The sequence below is a fragment of the Streptomyces sp. NPDC046931 genome (genome assembly GCF_040644655.1).
GTDB lineage: Bacteria > Actinomycetota > Actinomycetes > Streptomycetales > Streptomycetaceae > Streptomyces.
Genome location: NZ_JBEYWX010000023.1, coordinates 17,583 through 40,727 on the forward strand (window position 1 = coordinate 17,583; position 23,145 = coordinate 40,727).

Annotated in this window: 17 protein-coding genes and 4 pseudogenes; 11 read left to right on the top strand and 10 right to left on the bottom strand. The window is 67.6% G+C overall.

Translation table 11 applies throughout. The features are described 5' to 3' along the window. The first annotated feature begins 382 nt into the window (after positions 1-382). The gene (locus ABZ876_RS30345) at positions 383-1,741 is read left to right on the top strand and encodes an ISAs1 family transposase (RefSeq protein WP_361788074.1); all 1,359 of its coding nucleotides are present in this window, start codon (positions 383-385) and stop codon (positions 1,739-1,741) included. Positions 1,742-1,843: 102 nt separating this feature from the next. Here ABZ876_RS30345 and ABZ876_RS30350 read toward each other — a convergent pair whose 3' ends face one another. Both ABZ876_RS30350 and ABZ876_RS30355 read right to left on the bottom strand, forming a co-directional pair. Further along, positions 1,844-2,818 (bottom strand): amidohydrolase family protein, encoded by a 975-nt coding sequence (locus tag ABZ876_RS30350; RefSeq protein ID WP_361787932.1) that lies wholly within the window; start codon positions 2,816-2,818, stop codon positions 1,844-1,846. A 69-nt stretch (positions 2,819-2,887) separates the two neighbouring features. Continuing rightward, positions 2,888-3,604 carry an SDR family NAD(P)-dependent oxidoreductase gene (locus ABZ876_RS30355; protein ID WP_361787934.1) on the bottom strand — a complete coding sequence of 239 codons (717 nt, stop codon included), beginning with the start codon at positions 3,602-3,604 and terminating at the stop codon, positions 2,888-2,890. A 173-nt stretch (positions 3,605-3,777) separates the two neighbouring features. Between ABZ876_RS30355 and ABZ876_RS30360 the strand changes: the two genes are divergently transcribed. Both ABZ876_RS30360 and ABZ876_RS30365 read left to right on the top strand, forming a co-directional pair. Further along, entirely contained in the window at positions 3,778-4,830 is a 1,053-nt protein-coding gene (locus ABZ876_RS30360; protein WP_361787936.1) for an Lrp/AsnC family transcriptional regulator, read from the top strand. A gap of 205 nt (positions 4,831-5,035) precedes the next feature. After that, entirely contained in the window at positions 5,036-5,395 is a 360-nt protein-coding gene (locus ABZ876_RS30365) for a transposase (RefSeq protein WP_361787938.1), read from the top strand. Between the two features lie 419 nt (positions 5,396-5,814). Here the strand turns inward: ABZ876_RS30365 and ABZ876_RS30370 are convergent, their stop codons facing one another. After that, a complete protein-coding gene (locus ABZ876_RS30370; protein ID WP_361787940.1) occupies positions 5,815-6,291 on the bottom strand; it encodes a MarR family transcriptional regulator in 477 nt (158 codons plus the stop codon). 73 nt (positions 6,292-6,364) lie between these two features. On the opposite strand from ABZ876_RS30370, the gene ABZ876_RS30375 reads away from it, so the two are divergent. The 4 genes and pseudogenes from ABZ876_RS30375 (at position 6,365) to ABZ876_RS30390 (ending at position 9,340) form a co-directional block, all read left to right on the top strand. Then, positions 6,365-7,288: an alpha/beta hydrolase gene (locus tag ABZ876_RS30375; RefSeq protein WP_361787942.1), complete on the top strand. Its 924-nt coding sequence runs from the start codon at positions 6,365-6,367 to the stop codon at positions 7,286-7,288. Positions 7,289-7,450: 162 nt separating this feature from the next. After that, positions 7,451-7,962: pseudogene (locus ABZ876_RS30380) on the top strand (transposase); the annotation flags it as partial. Further along, positions 7,958-8,113, top strand: coding sequence for a hypothetical protein (locus ABZ876_RS30385; protein WP_361788086.1), 156 nt, complete (start codon positions 7,958-7,960; stop codon positions 8,111-8,113). The pseudogene ABZ876_RS30380 and the gene ABZ876_RS30385, both read left to right, overlap by 5 nt. A 30-nt stretch (positions 8,114-8,143) precedes the next feature. Further along, positions 8,144-9,340 (top strand): transposase, encoded by a 1,197-nt coding sequence (locus ABZ876_RS30390; protein ID WP_361787944.1) that lies wholly within the window; start codon positions 8,144-8,146, stop codon positions 9,338-9,340. Positions 9,341-9,430: 90 nt separating this feature from the next. Here the strand turns inward: ABZ876_RS30390 and ABZ876_RS30395 are convergent. After that, positions 9,431-10,827 (bottom strand): annotated as a pseudogene (locus ABZ876_RS30395) (NF041680 family putative transposase). 623 nt (positions 10,828-11,450) lie between these two features. Here ABZ876_RS30395 and ABZ876_RS30400 point away from each other — a divergent pair. The 4 genes from ABZ876_RS30400 to ABZ876_RS30415 all read left to right on the top strand — a co-directional run bounded on the left by ABZ876_RS30400 (position 11,451) and on the right by ABZ876_RS30415 (position 17,944). Further along, positions 11,451-12,482: a hypothetical protein gene (locus ABZ876_RS30400; RefSeq protein WP_361787946.1), complete on the top strand. Its 1,032-nt coding sequence runs from the start codon at positions 11,451-11,453 to the stop codon at positions 12,480-12,482. Between the two features lie 50 nt (positions 12,483-12,532). Beyond that, positions 12,533-15,898: a protein kinase gene (locus ABZ876_RS30405; RefSeq protein WP_361787948.1), complete on the top strand. Its 3,366-nt coding sequence runs from the start codon at positions 12,533-12,535 to the stop codon at positions 15,896-15,898. 30 nt (positions 15,899-15,928) lie between these two features. Then, complete coding sequence (locus ABZ876_RS30410; RefSeq protein ID WP_361787950.1) at positions 15,929-17,128, top strand: hypothetical protein; 1,200 nt, start codon at positions 15,929-15,931, stop codon at positions 17,126-17,128. An 81-nt stretch (positions 17,129-17,209) separates the two neighbouring features. Further along, complete coding sequence (locus ABZ876_RS30415; protein WP_361787952.1) at positions 17,210-17,944, top strand: transposase family protein; 735 nt, start codon at positions 17,210-17,212, stop codon at positions 17,942-17,944. 76 nt (positions 17,945-18,020) lie between these two features. Here the strand turns inward: ABZ876_RS30415 and ABZ876_RS30420 are convergent, their stop codons facing one another. The 6 genes and pseudogenes from ABZ876_RS30420 to ABZ876_RS30445 all read right to left on the bottom strand — a co-directional run bounded on the left by ABZ876_RS30420 (position 18,021) and on the right by ABZ876_RS30445 (position 23,144). Beyond that, a complete protein-coding gene (locus tag ABZ876_RS30420) occupies positions 18,021-18,389 on the bottom strand; it encodes a VOC family protein (protein ID WP_361787954.1) in 369 nt (122 codons plus the stop codon). A gap of 153 nt (positions 18,390-18,542) precedes the next feature. Further along, positions 18,543-18,833, bottom strand: coding sequence for a helix-turn-helix domain-containing protein (locus tag ABZ876_RS30425; RefSeq protein WP_361787956.1), 291 nt, complete (start codon positions 18,831-18,833; stop codon positions 18,543-18,545). A 42-nt stretch (positions 18,834-18,875) separates the two neighbouring features. After that, a pseudogene (locus tag ABZ876_RS30430) lies at positions 18,876-19,867 on the bottom strand (IS5 family transposase). Between the two features lie 176 nt (positions 19,868-20,043). Beyond that, positions 20,044-20,790: pseudogene (locus tag ABZ876_RS30435) on the bottom strand (class I SAM-dependent methyltransferase). Next, a complete protein-coding gene (locus ABZ876_RS30440; protein ID WP_361787958.1) occupies positions 20,787-21,617 on the bottom strand; it encodes a hypothetical protein in 831 nt (276 codons plus the stop codon). The pseudogene ABZ876_RS30435 and the gene ABZ876_RS30440 overlap by 4 nt, the downstream one beginning before the upstream one ends. 84 nt (positions 21,618-21,701) lie before the next feature. After that, entirely contained in the window at positions 21,702-23,144 is a 1,443-nt protein-coding gene (locus ABZ876_RS30445) for a hypothetical protein (RefSeq protein WP_361787960.1), read from the bottom strand. Position 23,145 lies beyond the last annotated feature (1 nt).

A 23,145-nucleotide genomic window follows, 5' to 3' on the forward strand; every position in this document is an offset into this window, starting at 1 on the left:
ACACAGGGCCCTCACTCAAGCTGATGACTCGCCGGCCCCAGCGTCGAATACGCGGCACCTAAATATGCGGGCTTAGCAGTCCAGGAGGCCGGCCGGACCAGTCGCGGGATCACCGTGGGGGATCTCGATCTCGCCGGCGTGGTCATCGCCACGGCGGGCCACGGCCGGTGGGCAGGTCTGCCGGTCTATCTGTGCCGCAACGTGGCACGTGCGATACCAGGGGACGGTCATTCAGCGTGTCTGTTCAGAGGTGTCGAGTCCCTGACCACCGCAACGGAAGACCGCGTCTGCCCGCTCGTCATCGACCATCCCCGGCGGCCTGGGCCAACTCACCAAGGCCCACCCCGCCAAGGCCGCGGAACACCCGCACCTGCTGGACTGCCTGGCCCCGGTGCCCGATCCCCGCACGGCCAACGGCCGCCGCCACCCTCTCCGCTTCGTCCTAGCGCTCGCCGCGTGCGCGGTGCTGGCCGGCGCGAAGTCGCTGACCGCTATCGCCGAGTGGGCAGCCGACGCTCCGACCGCCGTCCTGTCCGCTCTCGGCGGCCCGGACCGAGAACCCACCGGCCCCACTGCCCCGGCCGAAGCCACCGTGCGCCACGTCCTGCAGCGTGTCGACGGCGACGCCCTGGATGATGCGATTGGGACTTGGCTCGCCGCCCGGGACCCCGAGCGCCCCGGCCTCGGCGAGGCGCCGGGCGAGCGGCGCCGCCGTGCGCTGGCGGTGGACGGCAAGACGGTCCGAGGCGCCCGCCGTACCGCCAGCGTCCAGGTCCACCTGCTCGCCGCGATGACCCGCACCGGCCTGGTCACCGCCCAGCGCGACGTCGGCTCCAAGACTAATGAGATCACCGTCTTCAGGCCGCTGCTCGCACCGCTCGACCTGACGGACACGGTGGTCACATTCGACGCGCTGCATTCCCAGACCGAACACGCCCGCTTCCTGGTGGAGGACAAGCAAGCCCAGTACATCGCCGTGATCAAGGCCAACCACCCCACGCTGCACCAGGAGCTGAAGCAACTGCCTTGGCGGGACGTGCCGCTGATGGGCAAGACCCGATCCACCGCGCACAGCCGCAACGAGATCCGTCGAGTCAAGACCTGCACCGTCGTCCACGGCATCAGCTTCCCCCACGCCGCGCAGGCCACCAAGATCGTACGCCGCCGCCGGATCGTCACCACCGGCAAAGTCAGTCTGGTACGCGTCTATGTGGTAAGCGACCTGACGCCAGAACAGGCCAGCGCTCCCGAGATCGCGCAACGTGTGCGCGATCACTGGGGTATCGAGAACAAGTTTCACCATGTGCGCCACACAGTCTTCGCCGAGGACGCCTCGCGCGTGCGGACCGGAACGGCACCTCGGGCCATGGCGGCACTGCGCAACCTGGCCATCAGCGCCCTCCGCCTCGATGGCTGCGACAACATCGCCGCCGGCCTGCGCAAGCACGGCCGAGACGCCACCCGCCCGCTGGCCACTCTCGGCCCCACCTCATCAAACCAAGCAGATCACCTGAACGACGCCGCCCTGGCCACGCCCAGCCCTCACGAGCGCAGGCCGCCATACTGCTGCTGCTATTCGCTGCTATTTCTCGTGAACAACCATGAGCCTCAAGATCACGAAGTGCTGCCCGAACGGACGAACATTCGCAGCTATTTTGAAATGAACGAAGCCAGCACATGGAGGAGGGGCGTGGAACTCAGGACCGGCCTGGCCTCACGAAGGCGTCGACGAAGGTGCTGAGGCCTGTGTGGGCGAGGACGAGGCCCTCCTCGGAAAGCGCGGTCGGGAGTCGTCACACCAGGCCGAGCCGTGGAAGGGCAGCCGATGATGAAAGATCTCGGGCTACAGGCCAATGCCGAACAAGGATGCAGCGTTTCCGGAAGAGAACTGTTGGCGCTCTGTCTCGGAGGAGAAGTGACCCAAGAAAGAACGAATTTCCTCTTTGGCCGGCCGTTGGAAGGGGTAGTCCGTGGCGAACATCAAACGGTCGACAGAGGTCACCGACAGAGCATGATGCAGGTGAGCCGGGTTGAGCATGCCGGAGACGGTGATGTGGAAATTCAATCGGACGCAGTCGGACACGGAGCGCTGCAGGCCGGCGGTCCGGGAGATGCTGTCGGCCCGATCGAGCCAGAAAAGCAACGTCTCTCCCCAGTGGCCGAGCACGATCTGAAGGTCGGGATGACGGTCGAAAGTACCTCGGAGGATCAGCCGCAAGGCTGCTGTTGCGGCGTCCAGGTGCCATCCCCAGCCGAAAGTGGCCAGGGCGAGTTCCGTCATGGGGTCGAATCCTCGGTATGAGGCGTCACGGACAGCTCGCGATGGCAGTTGGGGATGAATGAACACGGGCTGACCGAGTTCCGAGGCCACGCCGAAAAAATCGTCGTAGACGGGATCGTCGAGAAACAGGTCCCCTGATCGGCCGTACACCATGGTTCCCACGTGCCCCATACTCGCGGCTCTTTCAAGCTCGGCTGGGACGTCCTTCGGTGAGGACATGGGCAGGGTGGACATCGAGCGAAGACGGGCAGGGTTTCGGGCGACGGCCGCCGCGGCCACGTCGTTCGCGGCGCGACTCAGCGCCAGGGCTTTGCCGGGTGGCAGCGACTGGGTTGCCGGCGGTGTCAGGGCGAGGATCGACACGTCGATACCCTGCGCGTTCATCGCCGCGATCCGGCCCGCCTCCAGGTCCTCCAAACGCTCCTGGTTGTCGTCCATTTCCCCGAAAACGAGACTTTCATCCGGGTGCGGCAGGGCGTGGAGGGCAGTCGTCAGATCCGGCATGCTCCAGTGTTCTTCGATGGCGATGATCGGCACGATCTCCTCCTTGAGGCCGCTCCAAGCCGGCCGGTGGCGAGCGGTGAGTGCTGGGGTGGGCCGCAGGGATCACCAGGGGACGGTCTGGCCGAAGCGGTCCAGATATGCCAGGCCGGGCGTGCCCAGTCGGGAGAGCAGGACGTCCACCAGCAAGGGGACGGTCTCCTCGATGGTGTACGGCGCATCCGGACCACCCAGGGTGGTGCGTATCCAGCCCGGCGCCATGAGTACGAAGGCGCGCCGCGTCTCCCCCTGCCGGGCCGCGAAGCTCCGCAGGAACATGTTCAGGGCTGCTTTGCTCCCCCGGTAGACCTCGCGGCCTCCCGTCGCGTTGTTCGTGATGCTGCCCTGTCCGGAGGACATCGCCCCGATGAGTCCCGCCGGGGACACCAGGTCTTCGAGGGCTTCGATGACGCGCATGGGGCTCAGCGCGTTGGTAACCATCACGTCGATGAAGTCGGCCGTCGCAACCCCGCCGATGGGCGTCTGCTCATTGTTGGTCGTGCCCGCGTTGACGAAGAGCACGTCGAGTCGGCGGTGCGCCACACGTGCGTGCAGCGGGGGCAGGTGGCCCGGGTCGTTGATGTCGAGATGCTCGATGGTCACCCGCCCCTCGGCGCGGTCCGCGAGGTCGTGCAGCGGCGTTCGGGCAGTGGTGTCGCGAACGGTGCCGACGACGTTCCAGCCCCTGCCGAAGAACTCCGCCGCCATCGCGTGACCGAGGCCGCGCGAGGCCCCGACGATGAGAGCGGTCGGTGGGTGTTGTTCAGTGGAGGTCGATGACATGCAGCGTCATCTCCGTTCTTCGAGCGTTGGACTCCGTTCGGGCATCGGTCGAGGCCCCGGGATCGGCACAGGGCGGTGCCCGCTGCCGCGGCCCTTCAACCCGTGCGGTTCAAGTGTTTCGTCCACACCGCATCGCAGGCGAGCTACGAGGGCTCGTTTGTAGGATCGGCGACATGACAAGGGCGCTCATGACGGAATCTGCTTCGATTCAGCCCGACGATGTGCGAATCATTCGTGCGTTGCAGATCGCTCCACGGGCTTCGTTCGCCGCGATCGCGAACGCCCTCGGTCTGACCGAGGGGGCCGTCAACCGCCGGTATCGCCGGCTACGCGCCGGCGGCGTCATCCGCGTGGCCGGCGTGGTGAACCCGGGTGCCCTGGGGCAGAGCAGGTGGCTGGTGCGGCTGCGCTGCCGTCCCGGCAGTGTCGCGGCGATCGCCGACGCGCTCGCCAAGCGTGACGACATCAACTGGGTAGCCCTGGGTGCGGCGGGTTGTGAGGTCACCTGCGCGACGCAATCCCGGACGCGGGAACAGCGCGAGGATCTCCTGGTGCAGCGGCTTCCCCGCACCGCGGCGGTGATCGACATCAACGCCTTCGCCATGCTCCGGCAGTTCCTCGGAGGTCGCGGCCACTACTGGTCCGCCCTGCAGGGCACACTGTCCCCTCGGGAGGAAGCAGCGTTGGGGAGCGGCGGGCCCCCTTTCACCGAGTCTCCGGTCGTCACCCGCGAGCCACTGCGCCTCACCCTCGAGGACGAGAAGTTGCTCGATGCGCTCGCCGCAGATGGCCGTGCCAGTCTCGTCGATCTCGCCACAGCCGCAGACCTCACTCCGGGACGCGCCTCGCGGCGCCTTGAGGCTCTGCTCCAGCATCGCGTCGTCCACATCGACGTCGAGATCGCCGCAGCAGCCTTGGGCTATCACGCTCGCGCGCACCTCTGGCTTCGCGCGCACCCGTCAGCGGTGAAGAGCGCGGGCCGCGCACTCGCGCAGGAACCCGAGATCGCCTTCGCCGCAGCCATCTCCGGGCCCTGGAACATCCATGCCGTCGCACACACCCGGGACCTCGCCGAACTGTTCGAGTTCACCTCGGAACGCATCGGGTCCCTGACCGGACTGCAGAGCATGGAGGTCTCACCCGTGCTGAAGTACGTCAAACAGGCTGGCACCCGCCTCTTGGACGATCGCCTCGTCGAGCCGTCCAGCGCTCGCGCGCGACGCTGAGAGGCTGTGCCGCGACCAGCCGCTCGACGGGTGCCGAACCTGCTGAGGCGTCTTCCACCGCGAGTCGTAAGAGGCGCGCCGCGACTCAAGGGCGGCCACGGCCTCGGCGCTCATCTCGTGCCGAGCCGCGACCGCGGAAGAACGATGGCCTCAGGCGACTGGGGGCATTAAAATCCCGTCCGCACCGCTGGCCGGACGCAGGCCGATGGCGGCCGTCAACTCCGTCATGGTGCGGCGACACGAGCTCACGGACGCGCAGTGGCAGAAGTTCGAGCCGTTACTGCCCGCGAACGGCAAGCCTGGCGGGCAGTGGTCCGATCACGGCAAAGTGATCAACGGAGTGCTGTTCCGGGCCCGTACGGGGGTGCCCTGGCCGCACCTGCCTGAGCGGTACGGCCCCTGGCAGAGCACCTATGAACGGCATGGCCGCTGGTCGGCGGATGCAACGTGGCGGCAGATCCTGCCCGAGTTACACATCGAGGTCGGCGCCGCCGATCCCGACGGGGCCCTGGCCAAGGCGGTAGGAGCGGAGAGCGCGCAGCGCAGGCGCGAATGGGCAGTGTGAACATCGACTCCACCTCCTGCCGGGCGGGCGGGCGTGCTACGGCGGCCTCGGCGGGCACGGTTGATGAGGGCCGAAGTCCAGCCGTGGTACAGGATCCCGCGGTGTGCAAAGAGCCGGTGCGCAGAAGCGGGCGGCGGTGGCGCGCAGCTGGTCCTTGCGTGCGGTGTGCCATTGGATGAGGGGTCCGAGGACCGAGCCGAGCAGGCCTCCCATCACGCCGATGAGGGCGGCCAGTGCAAGGTCGATCGCTGACTCCGCTCACCCGGGTGAGGACGTCTCCGGCTGCGATGGCCAGCAACGGAAGGCCGGGTGGCTCAGCCGAGGATCGCGTATCGAGTTGTGATCAATCTGCGGGATTCGCCTCGCGACAAAGGCTGATCACATGGCCAGCGGGCGATCGCACTGGACGCACATGCCGGTCAGCCTGTGGGTAGGCCGATCTGATGGCGTTCGAGCACGGAGCGGAGCTCCGAAAGGACCTGTACGGCGGCCGGTCCTGAGGGGCCACCGAGGGCGCCTGCGGTCAGCTCGGCCAGCGTTTCAGTGAAGGTCGCCTCCGCCGCCTCGACGAGTTGCAGGCCGTCATCGGTCAGGTCCAGCAGTGACGAGCGACGATCCGATGGATTGGTTCGCCGTATGACCCATGCCAGCTTCTCCAGACGGTCGATGCCCTTGCTGGTCGCACCGATTCCGATGGCGAACTCAGCGGCAAGGTCCGCCACCCGGGACCCAGGGTGGTCGCGCAGGAAGCGCAGGAATTCGAACTGCGAGGTGACGATCCCGTGCCGCTCGCGAAGACGGTCGTTCAGCGCGTTGTAGAGGCGCGTCTCACAGCGAACGAGGTCGGCGAAGAAGCCCGGGAGGTCGACCCGGCCACCGCTTGACTTAGATGCCATGGCATATATCTTAGCACCCACACAGATGCCTGGGCATATAGTTCCTTGGCATGCACTTGCGATGGAGGCGACAATGAGCAGGCAACAGCGCGCGCAGATCGACGCGATGGTCCGGCAGCCTCGGCCCGAGGGCCCTCGGGCGGTGGAGGAGCTCCGCGCCGGGTTCAGGGCGATGATGGCCGAAATGATCGTCCCGGCCGGGATCCGCACCCAGACTGCGACGCTCGGCGACCGGCCCGCGGTGCTCGTCGAGCCGGCCGGCACTCCGAAGGCCGGGACAATCCTCTACTTCCACGGCGGCTCCTACGTGGTGGGCTCACCGGAGACGGCGATGTCGCTGACGGGGAACCTGGTGACCAAAACAGGATTCAGGGCGTTCTCATTGGATTACCGGCTTGCCCCTGAGCACCCGTTCCCGGCCGCGATCGAGGACGGGCTGAGCGCCTACCGCGCACTTCTCGACAGCGGCGAAGACCCTTCGGCGATCGCGTTCGCCGGGGACTCCGCCGGTGGCGGCCTCACTGCCGCCACCTGCCTCGCCGCTCGCGGCGCGGACCTGCCCATGCCCGCCGCGATCGTGGCGTTCTCCCCTGGACTCGACATGACCCGGGCAGGCGGGAGCATGGACAGCAAGGCGGACATCGATCCGTTCTTCACGCGTGAGGGCCTGGAACACACCGGGGCCATGTACCTTGCGGGACAGGACCCGCACCAGCCCATGCTCAGCCCCGCCATCCACGCCGACCTGACCGGTTTCCCCCCGATACTTCTACAGGCGGGCACCAACGAAATGCTCCTGGACGACTCCACACGCATGGCCACGCGCGCGAGGGAAGCCGGAGTGGACGTCATCCTGGACGTCACAGCGGACGTTCCACATGTCTTCCAGGCGTTCGCCGGCGTCCTGGACGAAGCCGACGAGGCACTGGAGCGCGCCGCTCTCTTTCTCCGTCAGCGCATCCGCACCAAGGGCACGGCACACACGCCGGCAAACTGAAGGCGGCATACGCCCTCAGGCGGACGACGGCCCACACCCCCGGGCCCCTGGCTCGCCGTTCCCCTCCCTGGCAGCCAGCGCCCCGCCCCGCTCCGAGGGCCATTCAAGACCCCGAAGCCCGTCCGCCATAAGCACTGTCTCAACCGGGGATGCTAGACCCTCTTGCGTGACGCGAGTGAGGAATGGAAGTTCATCGGGCGGTACGTGTCGATTGGCGAGTACGGCCCGTATCCCGAGCGGCTGCGGCAGCAGTTCTAGGGCGTGAGCTGGCGGTGCAAGACCGGCGGGCAGTGGCGGGAGATACCGAAGGAGTTCGGCGCCTGGTGCACTGTGCACAACCGCTTCCGGCAGTGGCGTGACGCGGGCGTCTTCGAGGCCCTGCTGGAGGGCCTGATCGCGGAAGCAGCGAAGCGAGGCGAGGTAGACCTGTCCCTGGTCAGTATCGACTCCACCACCGCGCGCGCCCACCACGACGCCGCCGGGATGCACCTGGGCCAAGACATCCTCACTGCCCTGGAGAAGGCCGCGGCCGAGGAGGAGAAGGCCAGGTCAAAAGGGGCGACTCCGAAGAGCGAAACGGGCAGGAAGCCGAAGCAGACCCCGAGCGGGAGGAGCGACGACGCACCCGGCGCCGACGCGGACTCCGCCTGAAGGCCGCCCTCCTGGGACGTGCAGGGCATCACCACACCGTTCAACTCCGGCGTCAACGAAGGCCGTATCACCGATCTCAACCTCCAGAAGCGGATCATGGCCGGACGCGCGGGAGTCCCGCTGCTCCGCCACCGCGTCATCCTCATGGCAACGCTCCGACGCCGCTACCCGTGACGGAGCGTCACCGGCGCATTGCTGGCCGCGGTGCGGACCCTCAGCCGCCTAGAACTGGTCGGAGAGACGCTGCGAGCAGCCCTGGAGGAGCTGGCCGAGGCCGCCCCCGCCTGGCTGGCTCCGCTGATCGAGCCCGAGTGGGCCAAGCGATGCGGGCGCCGGGTGGAGATCGGCAAGCTGCCGGGCGGGAAGGCGGCCGTGACCGCCCGGGCCGAGGAGTTCGGCCGGGACGGACAGAAGGTCCTCACCGCCGCCTGGGCCGCCTGCACCCCATCCCACCTGCGACTTCTTCCGCAAGTGGAGATCCTGCGCCAGGTCTGGGTCCACCACTACTTCTGGGACGTGGACGGATTGCTGCGCTGGCGGGACGGCCACGCCCTGCCGCCCGCCTCGCTGCGGTTTGACTCGCCCTATGACACCGATGCGCACTACTGCGTCAAACGGGACACCGCGTGGAGCGGATACCGGACACATTTCACGGAGACCTGCGACGAAGAACGCCCTGAGCTGGTGGTTCATGTCGCCACCACCATCTCCACCGTCCAGGACATCGAGTTGACTGACACGATCCACGACGAGCTTGCCGAGCGGCAGTTGCTGCCCGCGGAGCATGTGGTCGATTCCGGCTACATCTCTCCGGCACGTATCGAGCGGGCTCAGCGCGTGCACGGCGTCACTCTGCTCGGCCCGGTCGTCGCCGACCACAGCGCCCAGGCCAAGGCCGGTTCGGGCTTCGACAAGGCGGCCTTCGCCATCGACTGGGACAATGAGCAGACGATCTGCCCGCGCGGGGCCACTAGCGTGTCCTGGACCAAGCTGAACATCAAGGACCACACCTACCTGCAGGCCCGGTTCGCCGAAGCGGACTGCCGGACCTGCCCAGACCGCGCACACTGCACCCCTTCAGCCACCAGGCCCCGCTCCATCGCCGTGCTCCCCCAGCTGCTGCACGAGATCCAGACGCGCAACCGGTTCGACCAGCGCACCGAGCAATGGCAGCGCCGCTACGCGATCCGCGCCGGCATCGAAGCCACTCTCTCGCAGAACGTCCGAGCCCCCGGCCTGCGCCGTTCGCGCTACCGGGGCCTGGCGAAGACCCACGTCCAGCACGTTCTCACCGCCCTGGCCTGCAACGTCACCCAGGTCTCCGACTGGATATCCAGCACCACCAGAACCCGCCGCCGTACCACGGGCTTTCACGCGCTATGCGCAGCCGCCGCCCCATGACCCCGACAACATCACCAGCAGAGTCACGCCGTTGCGTTAGCTTGACGTTTATCCAGCTCTGCTACTTGTGATGGTTGCCGTGAGGTCCGGTTAGCCCTGTTTCCCGACGGTGCGTTCCTGGGCGCGGTGCTTGTTCTTCATGCCGATGGGCCGGCCCGGGCCAGCGGTACTGAGTTTCGGTGCACTGGTCGGCTGAGGGGCCTTGCCGTGGAGGCGGCGAAATCCGCGGCGGACTCGTGCTGGTGTGAGACGCCCCTGACGTGCAGGCCGCTCCGAGGGTCTGCGGAGGTCTTCGGCCAGGGGCCGGGCCAGGCGGAGCTGAGTGTGGGCGGCGATGACGAGCCGGGTCCAGCGGTCAGCGGCGGTCGGCTCGCGGAGCTTGGGAGTTGTCCAGCCCAGCGTCTGCTTGAACATCCGAAAGGTATGTTCCAGGTCGAATCTGCGCAGGAAGGCCTGCCAGAGCCGGTCCACGTCTGCGGCGGTGGCATCAGTGGCCGACCACCACAGCCAGATGGGCCGGGGGTTGCGGTCGCCGCGGAGGCGGTCTACCTGCAGACGGATGACGGTGCCTTCGATGACCGGCAGCTCCGCGAGATGGTCGGTCCAGGCCGAGCGTCGGGTCAGCAGCGGATGCAGGCGGTCCCAGAGGCCCTGACGGTGGCCCGTCCGTAGTGAGTGGTGTCGCTCACCGTGGTGATGGACGGGACGGGATGGGTGGCCGGGTCCTCGAAGGTGAACTCCGCCCCGTGCTTGGGCTTGCGTCCGCGCTTGCCCGCCGGTTGTGGCGGAGGCCGGAAGAACAGGACCCGGTCCGACCGCATCCGCCCCAGTAACTCCACAGGCAGGTCTGCAAGCAGGAAGGCCAGACGGGTCACGTCGTAGCCGGCATCGACGACGATGAGAACGGGCGTGTCGCCAATATGCCACTGGCCGGCCACATACAACCGCTGGAACACCTCCCTCACCTGGACTGCGGTGACGATGATCGCGTCGTCCCACGGCCGCAGCCGGAGCACGTCCAGCACGGCCGTCCACGACGTCCGGCCCGGCTCCAGGGCGGCAACGAAGGCGTAGGGCCAACCGGGGATCATCTGGGCCGAACCCCTGCCCCGACCGTATGTGTGACAGAACAGCCGCTCCGTGCTGGTATTCGCATCCCGCCGCAACCAGTTGCTCACGTCGACGGCCAGGACCAGCCGCCCCTCCGCCGTGCGGGGAAGCGGAAGTCCCGCCAGCGCTGTGCGTAGCCGTGCCACATCCAGATTCCCGCAGTTCAGACCACCGTATAAGGCGCCATGCCCGCGTCGGTGCTCGGGCGCCGGCGAGAGCTCGACCAATGTCTTCACCGGACCGTCCGTGCACAGCGGGGCGTCGCTCAGCTCGAACGGCGCATCGCGCCGCCCGGACAGACAGGCATAGAGATCCGTCCGAAAGCGTGACAGTTCGGCGAACGCATCCCGTGGGACGCGGCGTTGCAGCAGACTCATTGCTACGGCCTTCGTGTCGATCCCATGCCTCTGTGACGGAGCACAGGATCAGACGAAGGCCGCTCTCACGTCCGGGGGACAACCAAACCCATCAGCAAGTTCGAGGCCATGTTCGACCGCAAACCATAAACGCCAAGCTGAGAGGCCGTGCCTCTTTTCATGCCGAATCATCGCGAAGCGGGCGGATCACCGCGATGCGGGTGTCACCCCAGAACACCGAGGCTCTGCGGTCGGGCACGAGCACCTGACGACTCGCCACACCAGTATCGTCACTGACGACTTCAAGATGGTGGTCGCTTGGTGATGTCGGGCATGATGAATGTGCGCTGACCTCACTTCCAGTGACAGGTGGTTGATCGATGCACGGACACGGCAGTGGCTGGTCCGCACGAGCTTCGGCGGTCGTCATAGGCGAGATTTCCTGCGATGCTGCGACCACATCGATGCTTGAAGAGGCAGGCCTCACCGGGTCGGTGCGTGAGGCGTCGCGCTTCCTCGCTGTCTCTGTCCCCGTCACCGTACGGTCCGTGCAGGCGAAGTCCGGACTCGACCTGGTAGTCTCCGCGCGGCTCCATGCGTCTCGTGGCTGCCCGACTCCGGTGGCCTGTGCACCGTCGCCGTCCGTGGAGTACATAGACGCCCAGGCGACGACCAGCGCGAACGTCTCGGTCACACCGGGCATCGGCACAGTCGGTGGCGGCGTGAATCGGACCACGAGCCGTCAGGAACTTGTCAGCAACGTCGTCGGAATCCGAACGAACCACCTGGAGTGGACAATTCCCGGCAGGCGCAGTGCAGTTGCTGGCAGTCGGGAGTTCCGGTTCTTCGTCCGTCAGGACGAAGCCCTGTACAGCTGGCTGGAATTGACGGCGGGGATGAGAGCCTCCCGCGGCTTCATGCGGCGCGCGTCCTCGGAGCCCGCAGAGCAGCGCGTGTGGGTGCCGCTGGTCGCCGAGAGTTCCCCGCAAGCAGGTGTCACTCTTGTGCTTCTGGAGGGACAGCATGAGGGGCGTGGTGGCGAGGCGGCGCGGTTCTACCTCGGGCGTCCGCTGGACCTGCCGCTCTTCATGACAGCGGACGGACCGGCCGTGGGAAGGCCGGATGACGGCACCACCGTGGTCGGGACCTTCCGCTGGTTCGACAGCATCGACGGGCGGCCCGGCTTCCAATGGATCCAGAAGTCTTCGAACTGTGTCGTGTCGGTCGTGTCGGGCGAGGGCCAGGGGGTGCGGATCCGCCCCGACACGACCGTGTTTGTTCCGGATGGAAGCGTCTTGCGTTTCCCTGGCACTCGCTCTCTGCGCGTTCTGTACGACGGCGAGCTGACGGCGGGCGGTCTCACCCTCCAGGACGCCCTCGATGTGTCGGTGGTCGTGGACGACGCCGTGGTGACCACACACCGCACCGAATCGAATTACGTGACGATTGGGCGCAGCCTCAAGGACATCAGCATCAGCCGACCCGACATCAGCCGCACGCACGGAGCCCTCGAACTCTCCGATGACGGCTGGTCGTACACCCACCTGAGCGGCGCCGGCAATGCCGTGTTGCTCCGCGGGGACGAGGCCGTCGATGTGCGCCGAGACGCGGTCGTTCTTGTACAGAGACACGACACCGTCGTGCTCAACGATCACGTGTCTCTCTCCATCGGCTGAAGCGATCTCGTTTTCCCCCGGGCCGGAGCCTGACAGGAGGAGACGAAGGCATGAGTTCGAGTACGTTCGCAGGGCCGTCGACCGGGTGGAACACCGGTGATGTGATCGACGGGCTCTACCAGTTGACCCGCCTCGTAGGGCATGGAGGGATGGGTGTCGTCCACCGTGTGCGGCACCTGGGATGGGGCATCGACCTGGCGGTCAAGTCGCCGCTGCCGCAGCACCTAGCACGCGCCACTGACGTCGAACGCTTCGTGGCCGAAGCACAGACCTGGGTTTCCCTGGGGCTGCACCCGAATGTCTGCAGTTGCTACTACGTGCGCGTGCTCAACGGGGTCCCGCGGCTGTTCGCCGAGTACGTTCGCGGCGGCAGCCTGCGCGAGTCCATCGACACCGGCGCCCTGTACGCAGGGGACCCCGAGACGGTCGTCACGCGCATCGTGCGGATCAGCTGGCAGATGGCGCGCGGACTCGAATTCGCCCACGGCAGCGGCGTGTTGCACCGAGATGTGAAACCGGCGAACGTGCTGCTCGACAGCGGCGTCGACGGGGTTGCGAAGATCACGGACTTCGGCCTCGCTCAGGCATTGAGCACGGCCCCCGGGGGTCCGTCCGTGGGCGGTCTGACTCCCGCGTACGCGTCGCCGGAGCAGCTCCAGGGCAGGCCGCTGGGCAGGGCGTCTGACGTCTACAGCTTCGCCGTGTCCGTGCGGGAGATTTTCAGCGCGGCCGCGTCGGCGCAGTCCTCCACCACCGTCGGACCGCTGACCCGCGTGACGTACGACAGCCCTCCGCCCGCCGACGCACCGACACGGCAGATGCCGGAATCCCTCGCTCTCCTACTGGACCGCTGCCTCACGGAGGACCCGAGGTCCCGGCCCGACTCGATGACGGAAATCGCGAGCGAACTGGCGGCGATCCACGGCCAGTTGTCCCCTGGGACCCCGCTCCTCGTACCGCCCACGCAGGCCGAACTGAGGGCGGCCGAGTACAACAACCGCGCTCTGTCCCTGCTCGACCTCGGGCAACAGGAGCAGGCCGCCGGCCAGTTGCGCAAGGCACTCGAAGCGGACCCCCAGCATCTTGACGCAACGTACAACGCGGGACTGTTGCGGTGGCGGCGCGGCGAGATCAGTGACGCCGCCATGCTATCCGCCCTGCGCGTCGCCAGCCGCCATGCCGAAGTTCCCTGGCACGCACACGTGTTGACGGCGCAAGCGCATCTTGAGCGCGGCGCCGTGGACAGCGCGCAAGAGGAACTGGAACTGGTCGCGCGTGACCATGCCGATGAACCGGAGACGCGCTCCGCGCGGCAGGCTCTGGACTCCCCGGACCTCGGTCACTTCTCCGCCGCCGGGACGACGTCCGTGCCCTGGTACCCGGACCCGGACCTCCCGCCCTTCGGCCAGGCCGGATTCACGCGGGACGGAACACGTGTGATCAGCGGAGACGCGAGCGGCGCGACCCGTCTGTGGGACGCGTCCACAGGGGAGTGTCTCCACAGCTGCCAGAACAACGGGGTCTGGTCCGCCGACGTCAGCAGCATCGACGGCACATTCGGGCTCGCGCTCGCCCGCGGTGAGTGCATCCGCCTGTGGAACTTCGCGACAGGGCGCTCGCTCCGTATGTACACCCCGGTCGGAAACGAGACTGTCCGTGCCCTACGCCTCTCCCCTGACCAGTCCAGAGCGTATGCCATGACGGGGGACGGCGAACTGCTCGGCTGGAATCTCCAACAGGGAACGACGGCACCACGCGGCGGGCTGGTTCTCCGTGCGCCCTTGGACAAACGCGCGGCCTTCTCGATGGCGGAGGTGAGCCCCGACGGGGCCATGCTCCTCGTCTACCACGGAGACACTGAAGGCCGCCTGCATCTCGTGTGCCCCGGCTCCGCGGACCTCTCCCGTGTGCTCACGGAATCCTGCGCGCGGGTGTCGGCCATGGCATGGACCGCAGACGGCGCGCGCGTGGTCGTCGCGAGTGACGACGCGATGGTGCGGGTCTGGAATGTGCGGACCGGCGAGTGCGAGCGTCGCATGACGACGCTCCCCGGCCTCACGGCGCTCGCTCTCGACGAGGGGACCCGCTGGGCGTTGACAGGGAACGAGGACGGCACCGTCTGCCTGTGGGATCTCACCGAACCGCGCTGCCTTCGTACGCTGCACGGGCACACGGCGGGGGTGTGCGCGGTCTGGCTCTCCCCGGACGGCCGCCACGCGCGGTCGGTCGCCGCGGACAACACCGTCCGCTCCTGGGAACTGTGCGCTCCTGTCGGGTACACAGCCGCACTGCGCGTGAGCCGCCCCCATCCAGTGGTCGACCTGACCCACTTCGGCGACCGGGCGCGCGAGCTGACGGCCCGGGCCGAGGTGGCCATCGCCGCCACCCACTACCGCACCGCACACCAACTCCTCGGCGAGGCACGCGCGTTACCCGGCTACGAGCGTGACGCGCAGCTCCTCCATGCCTGGCGCGAACTCGCGGACCAGTTCCCCCGAACCGGACTGCGTACGGCGTGGATCAGACGGACGATGTCCGTCCCCGGCACCACACTGCGCAGGGTGTGGACGAGTCTCTCCGACGACGGTCGATACGCGACGTGCGGGACTCTCTTCGGGGCGAACGTGTGGGATCTGCACAGCGGGGCGCCACTGTTCGACCTCGACGACGGGGTGCTGGCGACCAGGCTGGACGCCGAAGGCCGCAGGGCCGCCGGAGTGATGTCCTCGGGAACCATGCGTGTCTGGTCGACATCAGAGGGGGCGCAGGTCGCTTCGCTCGTCCCGGACGACCCGCACATCCTCACGTCGGCAGCCATCTCAGCCGACCTCAGCCGGGTGGTCGCGGCCGACACCGCCCACGTGCTCCACCTCTGGGACCTGGCCGGTGGACGGCGCCTGCGCACGCTCACCGGACACACCTCGCGCGTCAACGCCGTCTGGATCAGCGCGGACCAGCGCACCGTGGTCTCCGGGGCAGACGACTCCCTGCGGCTGTGGGACCTAGCCGACGGCAGCTGCCTGCTCGACATCCCGGTCTATGACGCCTATGCCCCGCGCGACGTACGCGTGTCGGACGACGGCCGGCTCATCGTCGCGTGCGGGGACGAAGCGCCGTACCTGCGCATGTGGACCGGCACCGGGGAGCGCGTGCACGCGCTCGCCGAGCAGTCGGACCGGCTGGTGTGCCTGGCGCTGAGCCAGGACAGCCGGTTCGTCTTCGCGGGCGATCTGGCGGGCACCGTCACGGTCTGGTCCGTCCAAACCGGTGACGTGGTGCACACCCTTGAGACAGGGCAGAGCGGGGTGCTCGACCTGCAGGTGACACCGGGCGGGCGGTACCTGCTCGTCGGCGGGCTCGACGGCACGGCGAGTCTGTGGGAACTGGACTGGGAGTTCAGCGTGCCGCACTCCTGAACCCGACCATGAAGAACCTGGGGGAACCTCATGCGCAATGAACTCAAGGTCGCCGACGACATCCGCGCGGAGCTCGGCACCGAGACGATGGATAGACTGCGGAACAACCTGGTGCCCGTGGACTGCCTGACCTGCGGCGAAGAGATCACTGGCGCGGATGTACTCAACCTTGCGATCGACGACGTGAACGTCGGGCTCTTCGCCACCCTCCACCATCAGGAATGCCGCCCGTCGGCGTGGGTGCATCACACGCCCGAGCAGGCCCAGAACCTCAAGGTCAACCTGACGTGGCGGGCGTGCGTGGTGGACTGGCAAGGGGGGACACCCCTGCTGCTCGTGAACCCGTCGTGCGAGGCAGCGGTGCTGATCCGGACGAACGCGTTGGCGAACATGTTCGGCAAGGGCTGGAGCATCGGCACGTTGAACAGGTGCGCGAGTGCCGGATTCGTCTCGCCCGGGCAGGCCTCGTCGGCCCGCAGCGTGGAAGGGCTCAAGGCGCGTCTCGAACCGACGCGGCTGACCGTGCTGGCCGAGGGCGGTCCCTTGGAAGGCACTTCGTGGCATGCGGAGATCTCCGCGGCCGGACTCTCACAAGTACAGGCAGCAGGGAATGTCCTGGTCGGGGTGACCACAGCGGTCGACCCGAAGCACGACGCCGTCACCGAAGCACGCCTCAAGGAACTGTCGTGCAGCGATGAGGTGTTGTTCTCAATGGTTCCGGTCGAACGTCCTGAGCCCAAGGTCGACTCGGAGGCCCTGGTGGCGGTCATGGAAGTGGTCCGAAGGGGCATGGGATCCGTGCCCGGCGAGGAGCACATTGCCATGACGTTGATGCTCTACCGGCACGGCACCACCCTCGGGGCCCTGCCTCGCCCGACGGGGCGCGACCTGTTGGTGGTGGTGTCGATGGTGGCCGGGCTGTGCTGGGGAAGCGGATCCCTACACGTGATGACCCATGACGATGGCACGGCTCGGCGCATCATGGACAGCTGCCGCAAGGTCTTCGGCCACGCCGGGTTCGTCGTCAGCCGCGTCGGCGAGCCGAGTTTCACGTCGGAACGACGCATCACCATCGGCACCTACCAGGAGATCGCCGCGGCTAGAGCGCGCTTCGACAGCGGCCCCCGCCCGTCCGCCAGCCTCCTGCCGATCGCTCTGGCGGTCGACCCTGTGCCCGACAGCGAGCGCGATGCCATCCGCAGTCGCTACAGCCGGCTCATCGAACTGTGAAGCCGGGTCGTCCGCCAGGGCCTCGATGTTCTGGGGTGACACCCGCATCGCGGTGATCCGCCCGCTTCATGATGATTCGGCATGAAAAGAGGCACGGCCTCTCAGGAGATCACGGAGTTCTCTACGCCCCGTGATCCCGAGTGGAAGACCGTGCCTGCCGAAGCAACATCGCTGATCTCGCCTGCCCTTGACCAGCTCCGCCAGAAGCCCGGGATCGCACCCGAGGAGGTGCCGGGTCTGCTGGAGCGGCTGGCCGAGGTACCCGACCCGCGCCGAAGGCGCGGCGTCCGCCACGCCCTGGTCGTGGTGCTCGCGCTGACCGCGTGCGCCGTCCTGGCCGGCGCGACCTTCCTGTCGGCCGTCGGCGAGTGGATCGCCGACGCCCCGCCCGACGTGCTCGAACGCCTCGGCGTCCGCCCCGATCCGCTGCTGTCGCGACTGGCGCCCTCCGAGTCCTCGGTGCGCAGACTCCTCACGCGGATCGACGCCGACGCCCTCGACCGGTCCGCGGCCGCTGGCTCGCCGACCGCCGACCCGAGAGCGCCGGGCTCCGCGCGCTGGCCGTCGACGGCAAGGTCCTGGGCGGCGCCGCCAGGGCCGACGGCCGAAGGATCCACCTGCTCGCGGCACTCGAGCACACCAGTGGCCTGGTCCTGGCCCAACTCGACGTGGGGGAGAAGACGAACGAGGTCACACGCTTCCGGCCGCTCCTCGACACGCTCCCCGACCTCGCCGATGTGGTCGTCACCGTGGATGCTGTCGGCGTACAAGCGTTCGCTTGTACGCCGACGCTGCTTCGCGCGCTGCTCGTCCTGACGAACATCGAGGCCACTACAGGCAATTGATCTCTACCGCAGGCAGCCCACGACCAGCATAAGCACGCGGAACAGCGTCACTGAGCCGGGATCGGCTGGGTGAGGTTCAACGGGTTGCCGTCGGGGTCCTGGATGTGGGCGACGCGCTGTCCCCACGGCATGTCGTTGGGGCCGCTGCGGACCGAGCCGCCCAGCGCCGTCACCCGGCCGAGCATCTCGTCGACGTCGTCGACACCGATGCTGAGCAGGATCCGCGGTGCCGCCCCGGTCCCCGGCTCCGTCTTGGCCACCAGCCCGAGGTCGGTGTCGCCGATGCGCAAGCCGAGGTAGAAGGCCGGGCCTTCCGCCGGTACCCGGAAGATCTCCTCGGCGCCGAACAATTTCGTATAGAAGCCGAGCAGGACGTCCTGGTCGGCAGTGATGATCACTGGCTGGATGGTGGACATGGCACTCCTGTCGAGAACGGTCGTGTCGCTGGGTAGACCGTTCGAGGACGGTGAACTCATCGGCAAAACGGCCTTGCCTACACCCCAGACTGCCGCCCACGACCAGCACGAGCACCCCGAACCGGCGTCACACCAGCACCCTGACCAGCTACTTCAAGATGGCGCAGCTTCATTGCAGGAAGCCGACCGCCTCCGGCCTGGCCCGGCAGGCGCACGCGGTGGCGCATCGCCCTGCCGACGCCATGCCTGCACTCCCTCGAACAGCACCGCAACCGCCAGCCAGGCGGCGTGCCAGGCGTACGCAGACTTCCGCGACACCCGTAACCTGCGGGCCATCTCCGGCGGCCGCACGCCTCGCTCGAACATCTCCGCGGCCTCGAAGCGCACTGCCTCACGCTTCGCCCGCCCCGCGACGGTCAGGCCGCCGCCATCCGCGTATCTCATGACGAGGATGTAAGGCCTGTGATGTCGTGATCAATCGGCTGCTTACAGGAGATCTCCGACCCAGATCATCGAGGCGCGGAGTTCAAGGCCAGCGAGGTAGCTCTCAGGCGTCTTGTCGAAGCGTGGGGCGATGCCGCGCCAGTCCTTCAGCCGGTTGATCAGTCGCTCGACGATGTTGCGGTCACGGTAAAGATCGGCGTCGAAAGTGACGGGACGGCCGCCCCGGCTGCCCTTCTTCTTGCGGTTGGCGGCCTGGTCCTTCTTCTCCGGGATGACCGCCTTGATGCGGCGTTTCCGCAGGTGGGCGCGGTTGGCGCGGGACGAGTACGCCTTGTCCGCGGCGACCGCGCCGGGCCGGGAGCGGGGTCGGCCGACCGGCAGACGGATGCGGACCTTCTTCAGCACGGGGATGAACTGGGGGCTGTCTGCGGCCTGCCCGGCGGCCAGAACGAACGACAACGGCCGGCGCTTGCGGTCGGCAGCAAGGTGAATTTTGCTGGTCAGTCCGCCGCGGGACCTCCCGAGCAGGGCTTCCTTCAGGCGGAGCCTGCCTCGGCGGCGGACGCGCCGGCGTTCGGTCCGCTCGGGCTCGTTTTCACCGTCCCGCCCGTTCTGTTCCGCCTCGCCACCCCTTTTCGCCGGGCCTGTTCCTGCTCGGCGGCGGCTTCTTCGAGAGCCTCCATGACGTCCTTGCCGACGATCATCCCGGCGGCGTCGTGATGAGCACGGACGGTCGTGGAGTCCACGCTGACCAGGGATAAGTCTGTCTTGCCCTGGCGGGCTGCTTCGGCGATCAGGCCCTCCAGCAGGGCGGTGAAGACACCGGCGTTCCTCCAGACCCGGAAGCGCCCGTAGACGGTCGGCCAGGGCCCGAACTCACCTGACATCTCACGCCACTGCGCGCCTGTCCTGAACCGCCAGATCACCCCCTCGAACTGATCCTGCAGCCGCTCGGGGTACGGCCCGTACTCGCCTATCGGCAGGAACGGCTCGATCAACTTCCACTGGTCGTCGGTGAGTTGCCTGCGCGTCACGATCGTCTTCCTACCGGATCCCTCTTCCAGGCGAATCCGGATCGGCAAGATTGATCACGACATCACACAGGCCCTAGCACCGCCAACGCCCGCTGTCACCCCACCCTTTCAACCTCAGCGTCGCTACTGCTGTCAGAGTCGGGTGGCTGGGGCTGGTGCCCTTTCTCGCCCGTCGGTCATCGCCGGGTGTACCGGGCAACTGTGTACGCGGTGGGGCCGGTAAGCCCTGTCTCTGCGCCGTCGTTCATGTCCAGGACCTCGAAGCCAGCCCCCTCCGCGTAGCGTTCCAGTTCGCGAGGGAACAGGACGCGTCTGCGGATCTCATCTCGGGCCTCGTCGCCCGAGGGGAGTGCCCAGTGCCGGTGCATGGTGTTGATCTGGGTCCGCAGGTCCCACGTGTGGCGGATGGTGACGGTCGCGGATCCCGTCGGGGTGTCGACCGTGGCGGTGGTCGGCTCGGTCCGGGTGATCGGGGCGACGGGGGAACACAGCACGAGCAGCGCTGCCGGCCGGGCGTGGGCGGCGAAGGTGGCGAAGACCCGGCCGATGTCGTTGTTGTCGTGCACGTAGGCGAGGCTGTTGCCCATGCAGGTCACCACGTCCATGCGGCTGCCGAGTCGTGCGGTGCGCATGTCGCCGGTGCGGATGTCCAGCCCGGGCCGTGCCTGGTGGGCGTAGTCGACCGTGCCGGGCTGGAGGTCCACGCCGATGCACTCGAAGCGCTTGGCGAGGATCTCCAGGTCGCGGCCGGTACCGCATCAGAAGTCGACCAGGGTCCGGGCGTCCGGCCTGTGCAGCTCGATCAGGGTCTGGCACATTCCGGCGCTCGTGCTGTCGGACTGGACAACGTCGTAGAGTGCCGGATCGCGGTACAGGAGGTTGGTGGCTTCCACGTGCTCGGCTTCCGTGTCGGGGCTGGTCACATGAGGCTTCGCAGTCCGACCTCCAGGGCGAGCACATCGCACAGCAGATCGGGGACGACCGGCGCGGAGTCGGCGTTCCTCCTCGCTTTGGCGAGAGCCTTGCCCTCAACGTAGCCGAGGTCCACCAGGATGGACTCTTTCAGCATGTCGTCCAAGACCGGCAAGCCGTAGGAACGTAAACCCTTCTCCAGGACGGCCAGGAAGTTCTCCGGTTCGGTCGGCGCGGCCACCCACTCGGGCAGCCCGGCTCGTCTGATCCGTTCGCGGAACAGCGCCTTGCCGCGCTTGTGCTCGTGCGGTAGTTGCTCCATGAACCGCACGATCCGCGGGTGTGCGAGCGGGCTCACCGGCCAGATTCCAGCCCGGAGGAATCCGGGGTTGTGTATACCGAACGCCATCAGGGTCGGTACGGGCAGCACCGGGATGGGGGCCAAGTGCTCGTTGACTTCGGCCAGCGCTCGGACTGCTTTGTCGCCGAGCCACGGCACGGGTTCCGGCGACGGCAGTTCGGCCTGTGTCCCGGAGTGGTGGGCGTTGATCTCGTCCCCGCCGCTGCCCGTAAACATGATCTCGCATCGCCGGGCGGCTGCCTGCTCGCGCACGACATCGAACGCCTCCTGGTAGAAGGCTCCTGTCGGATCATGCGGCTTGCACAGATCGCGCACGCCTCCGGTGCAGAAGGGTGGGTGCTGCATGGCGGGGGTGGCCGTGTCCCGGAGACCGCAGTGCTCCACAAGGGCCCGACGCCGCTCGCTCTGTTGCCTGCCGGTGCTTCCTCCCACCAGCAGACCGAAGCTGTACACCTCGGGGAAGCGGGCTGATTTCACGGCCAGAGCGACGTTCCCGGAGTCCGCGCCGCCGGACAGCCGGAAGCCCTGGTCCACCAGGGCCGGAACGCGCCATCCGTGTTGCTACGAGAAGATTCGGTAAAAAATGCGGCGGACACTCCAGGTGATGAGTGCCAGTGCCACGAACGCGAAGAGACCAAAGGCTGTGTATGTGTAGAGGATGAATTCTGCAGTACGCCTGGACGGAGCGGGCAGGAAAATTCCGCACAGCACACCGGCAATCACGATGCCGTAGGTGATGCGGCGCCAAGGCTCCTCGTCGTAGTGGAACCGACTGTTGAAGAAATCCCAAGACGCTGGCCGGAAGGCTTTGTGGACCGCCGCGTTGAGCAACAGGCAGAAGAACACGACCACAGGGACCGTGAAGGCGACGACGGTGAAGAGTTGCCCGATGTAGGAGGACCATCCCTGGTGCACGTCTAGAGCGGTTCTCCTGACGCCGGTGCCGAGCGGGTAGATCACGACCGCTCCGGCTGTGGCGACCGGCACTGATGCCAGCAGATACCAGCTCTCCCAACCACTGCCGATCCACGCAATCGCTCTCCCAAGCCGGTGCCTCGGAGCGCGCCGCGCCGTCGCAGTGTTCTTCCTCCGGCCGTCCGCGGCCGAAGAGACCCGCGCTGCTGCGGCCTTCCTCCTCCGACGAGCCAGCAGCGAAAAGAACCTCAAGGTGCGCGGCGGGGCACCCGGGCCGTTACCGCTGAGCCGAGTCAGCGCCGGGTCGACGGGAGGCACAGCGATTGTGGCGGGTGCCTTCTGTGCCGTTCCCCAGACAGCGACAGGGGCCACGGTGGCCGAGGTGTTCGCATCGTTCACGACCTCGCCTTGAACAACCCGCTGACTTGGGCCATCAGCTCTGTAAGGAGTGGCTGTCCGAGGAGGCCCGAAGAGGCCGTCCAGATTCCTCAACGATGCGGCCAGGCCGTCCTGGAAGTTCTCCATCTGCTCCAAGGCGATGTCCACCTCGTCCTCCGACGGTGCTCCGGGCCCGAACGTGTCGGGGAGCCCCCCCTTCTGCCCGGTGCCGTTCGCACGAGCCGCCGCCTCGGCCTCTGCCTCGGCGGCACGGAGTTGGGCGTCTTCCACCGCGAGCCACGCGGTCTCGGCCTTCGACTGGGCCACCATGGCGAGCCTCTCCGCCGTCACACGGTCCTGCAGGGCCCGATCCAGCTTGCGCTCCGTCTCTCGAAGCTGCCGCTCGGTCCGTGCCAGACGCGCCTGCAACTCCTCATTGGCCCGCCCCCCGGACCCCGCCAACGCCTGGTCTCGCTCGGCCTCCAACAGCTCGCACCGACTCTGAAGAGAACCCGCGAAACCCACCAGCAAATGGACCGCCTGCTGCGCCCTGTGAAGGGCTTCCTGAGCCTTGATCAGATCCCGCAGCGCCTCGGCCTGGTCCTGGTGCAGCCGGATGATCTCGGCCCCCGTCTGGGTCGACGGCCCGCCCAGATAGATGTCCCGAGCCATCAGATACTGTGCGCCGACGGCACCGTTCTGGGCCGTCACC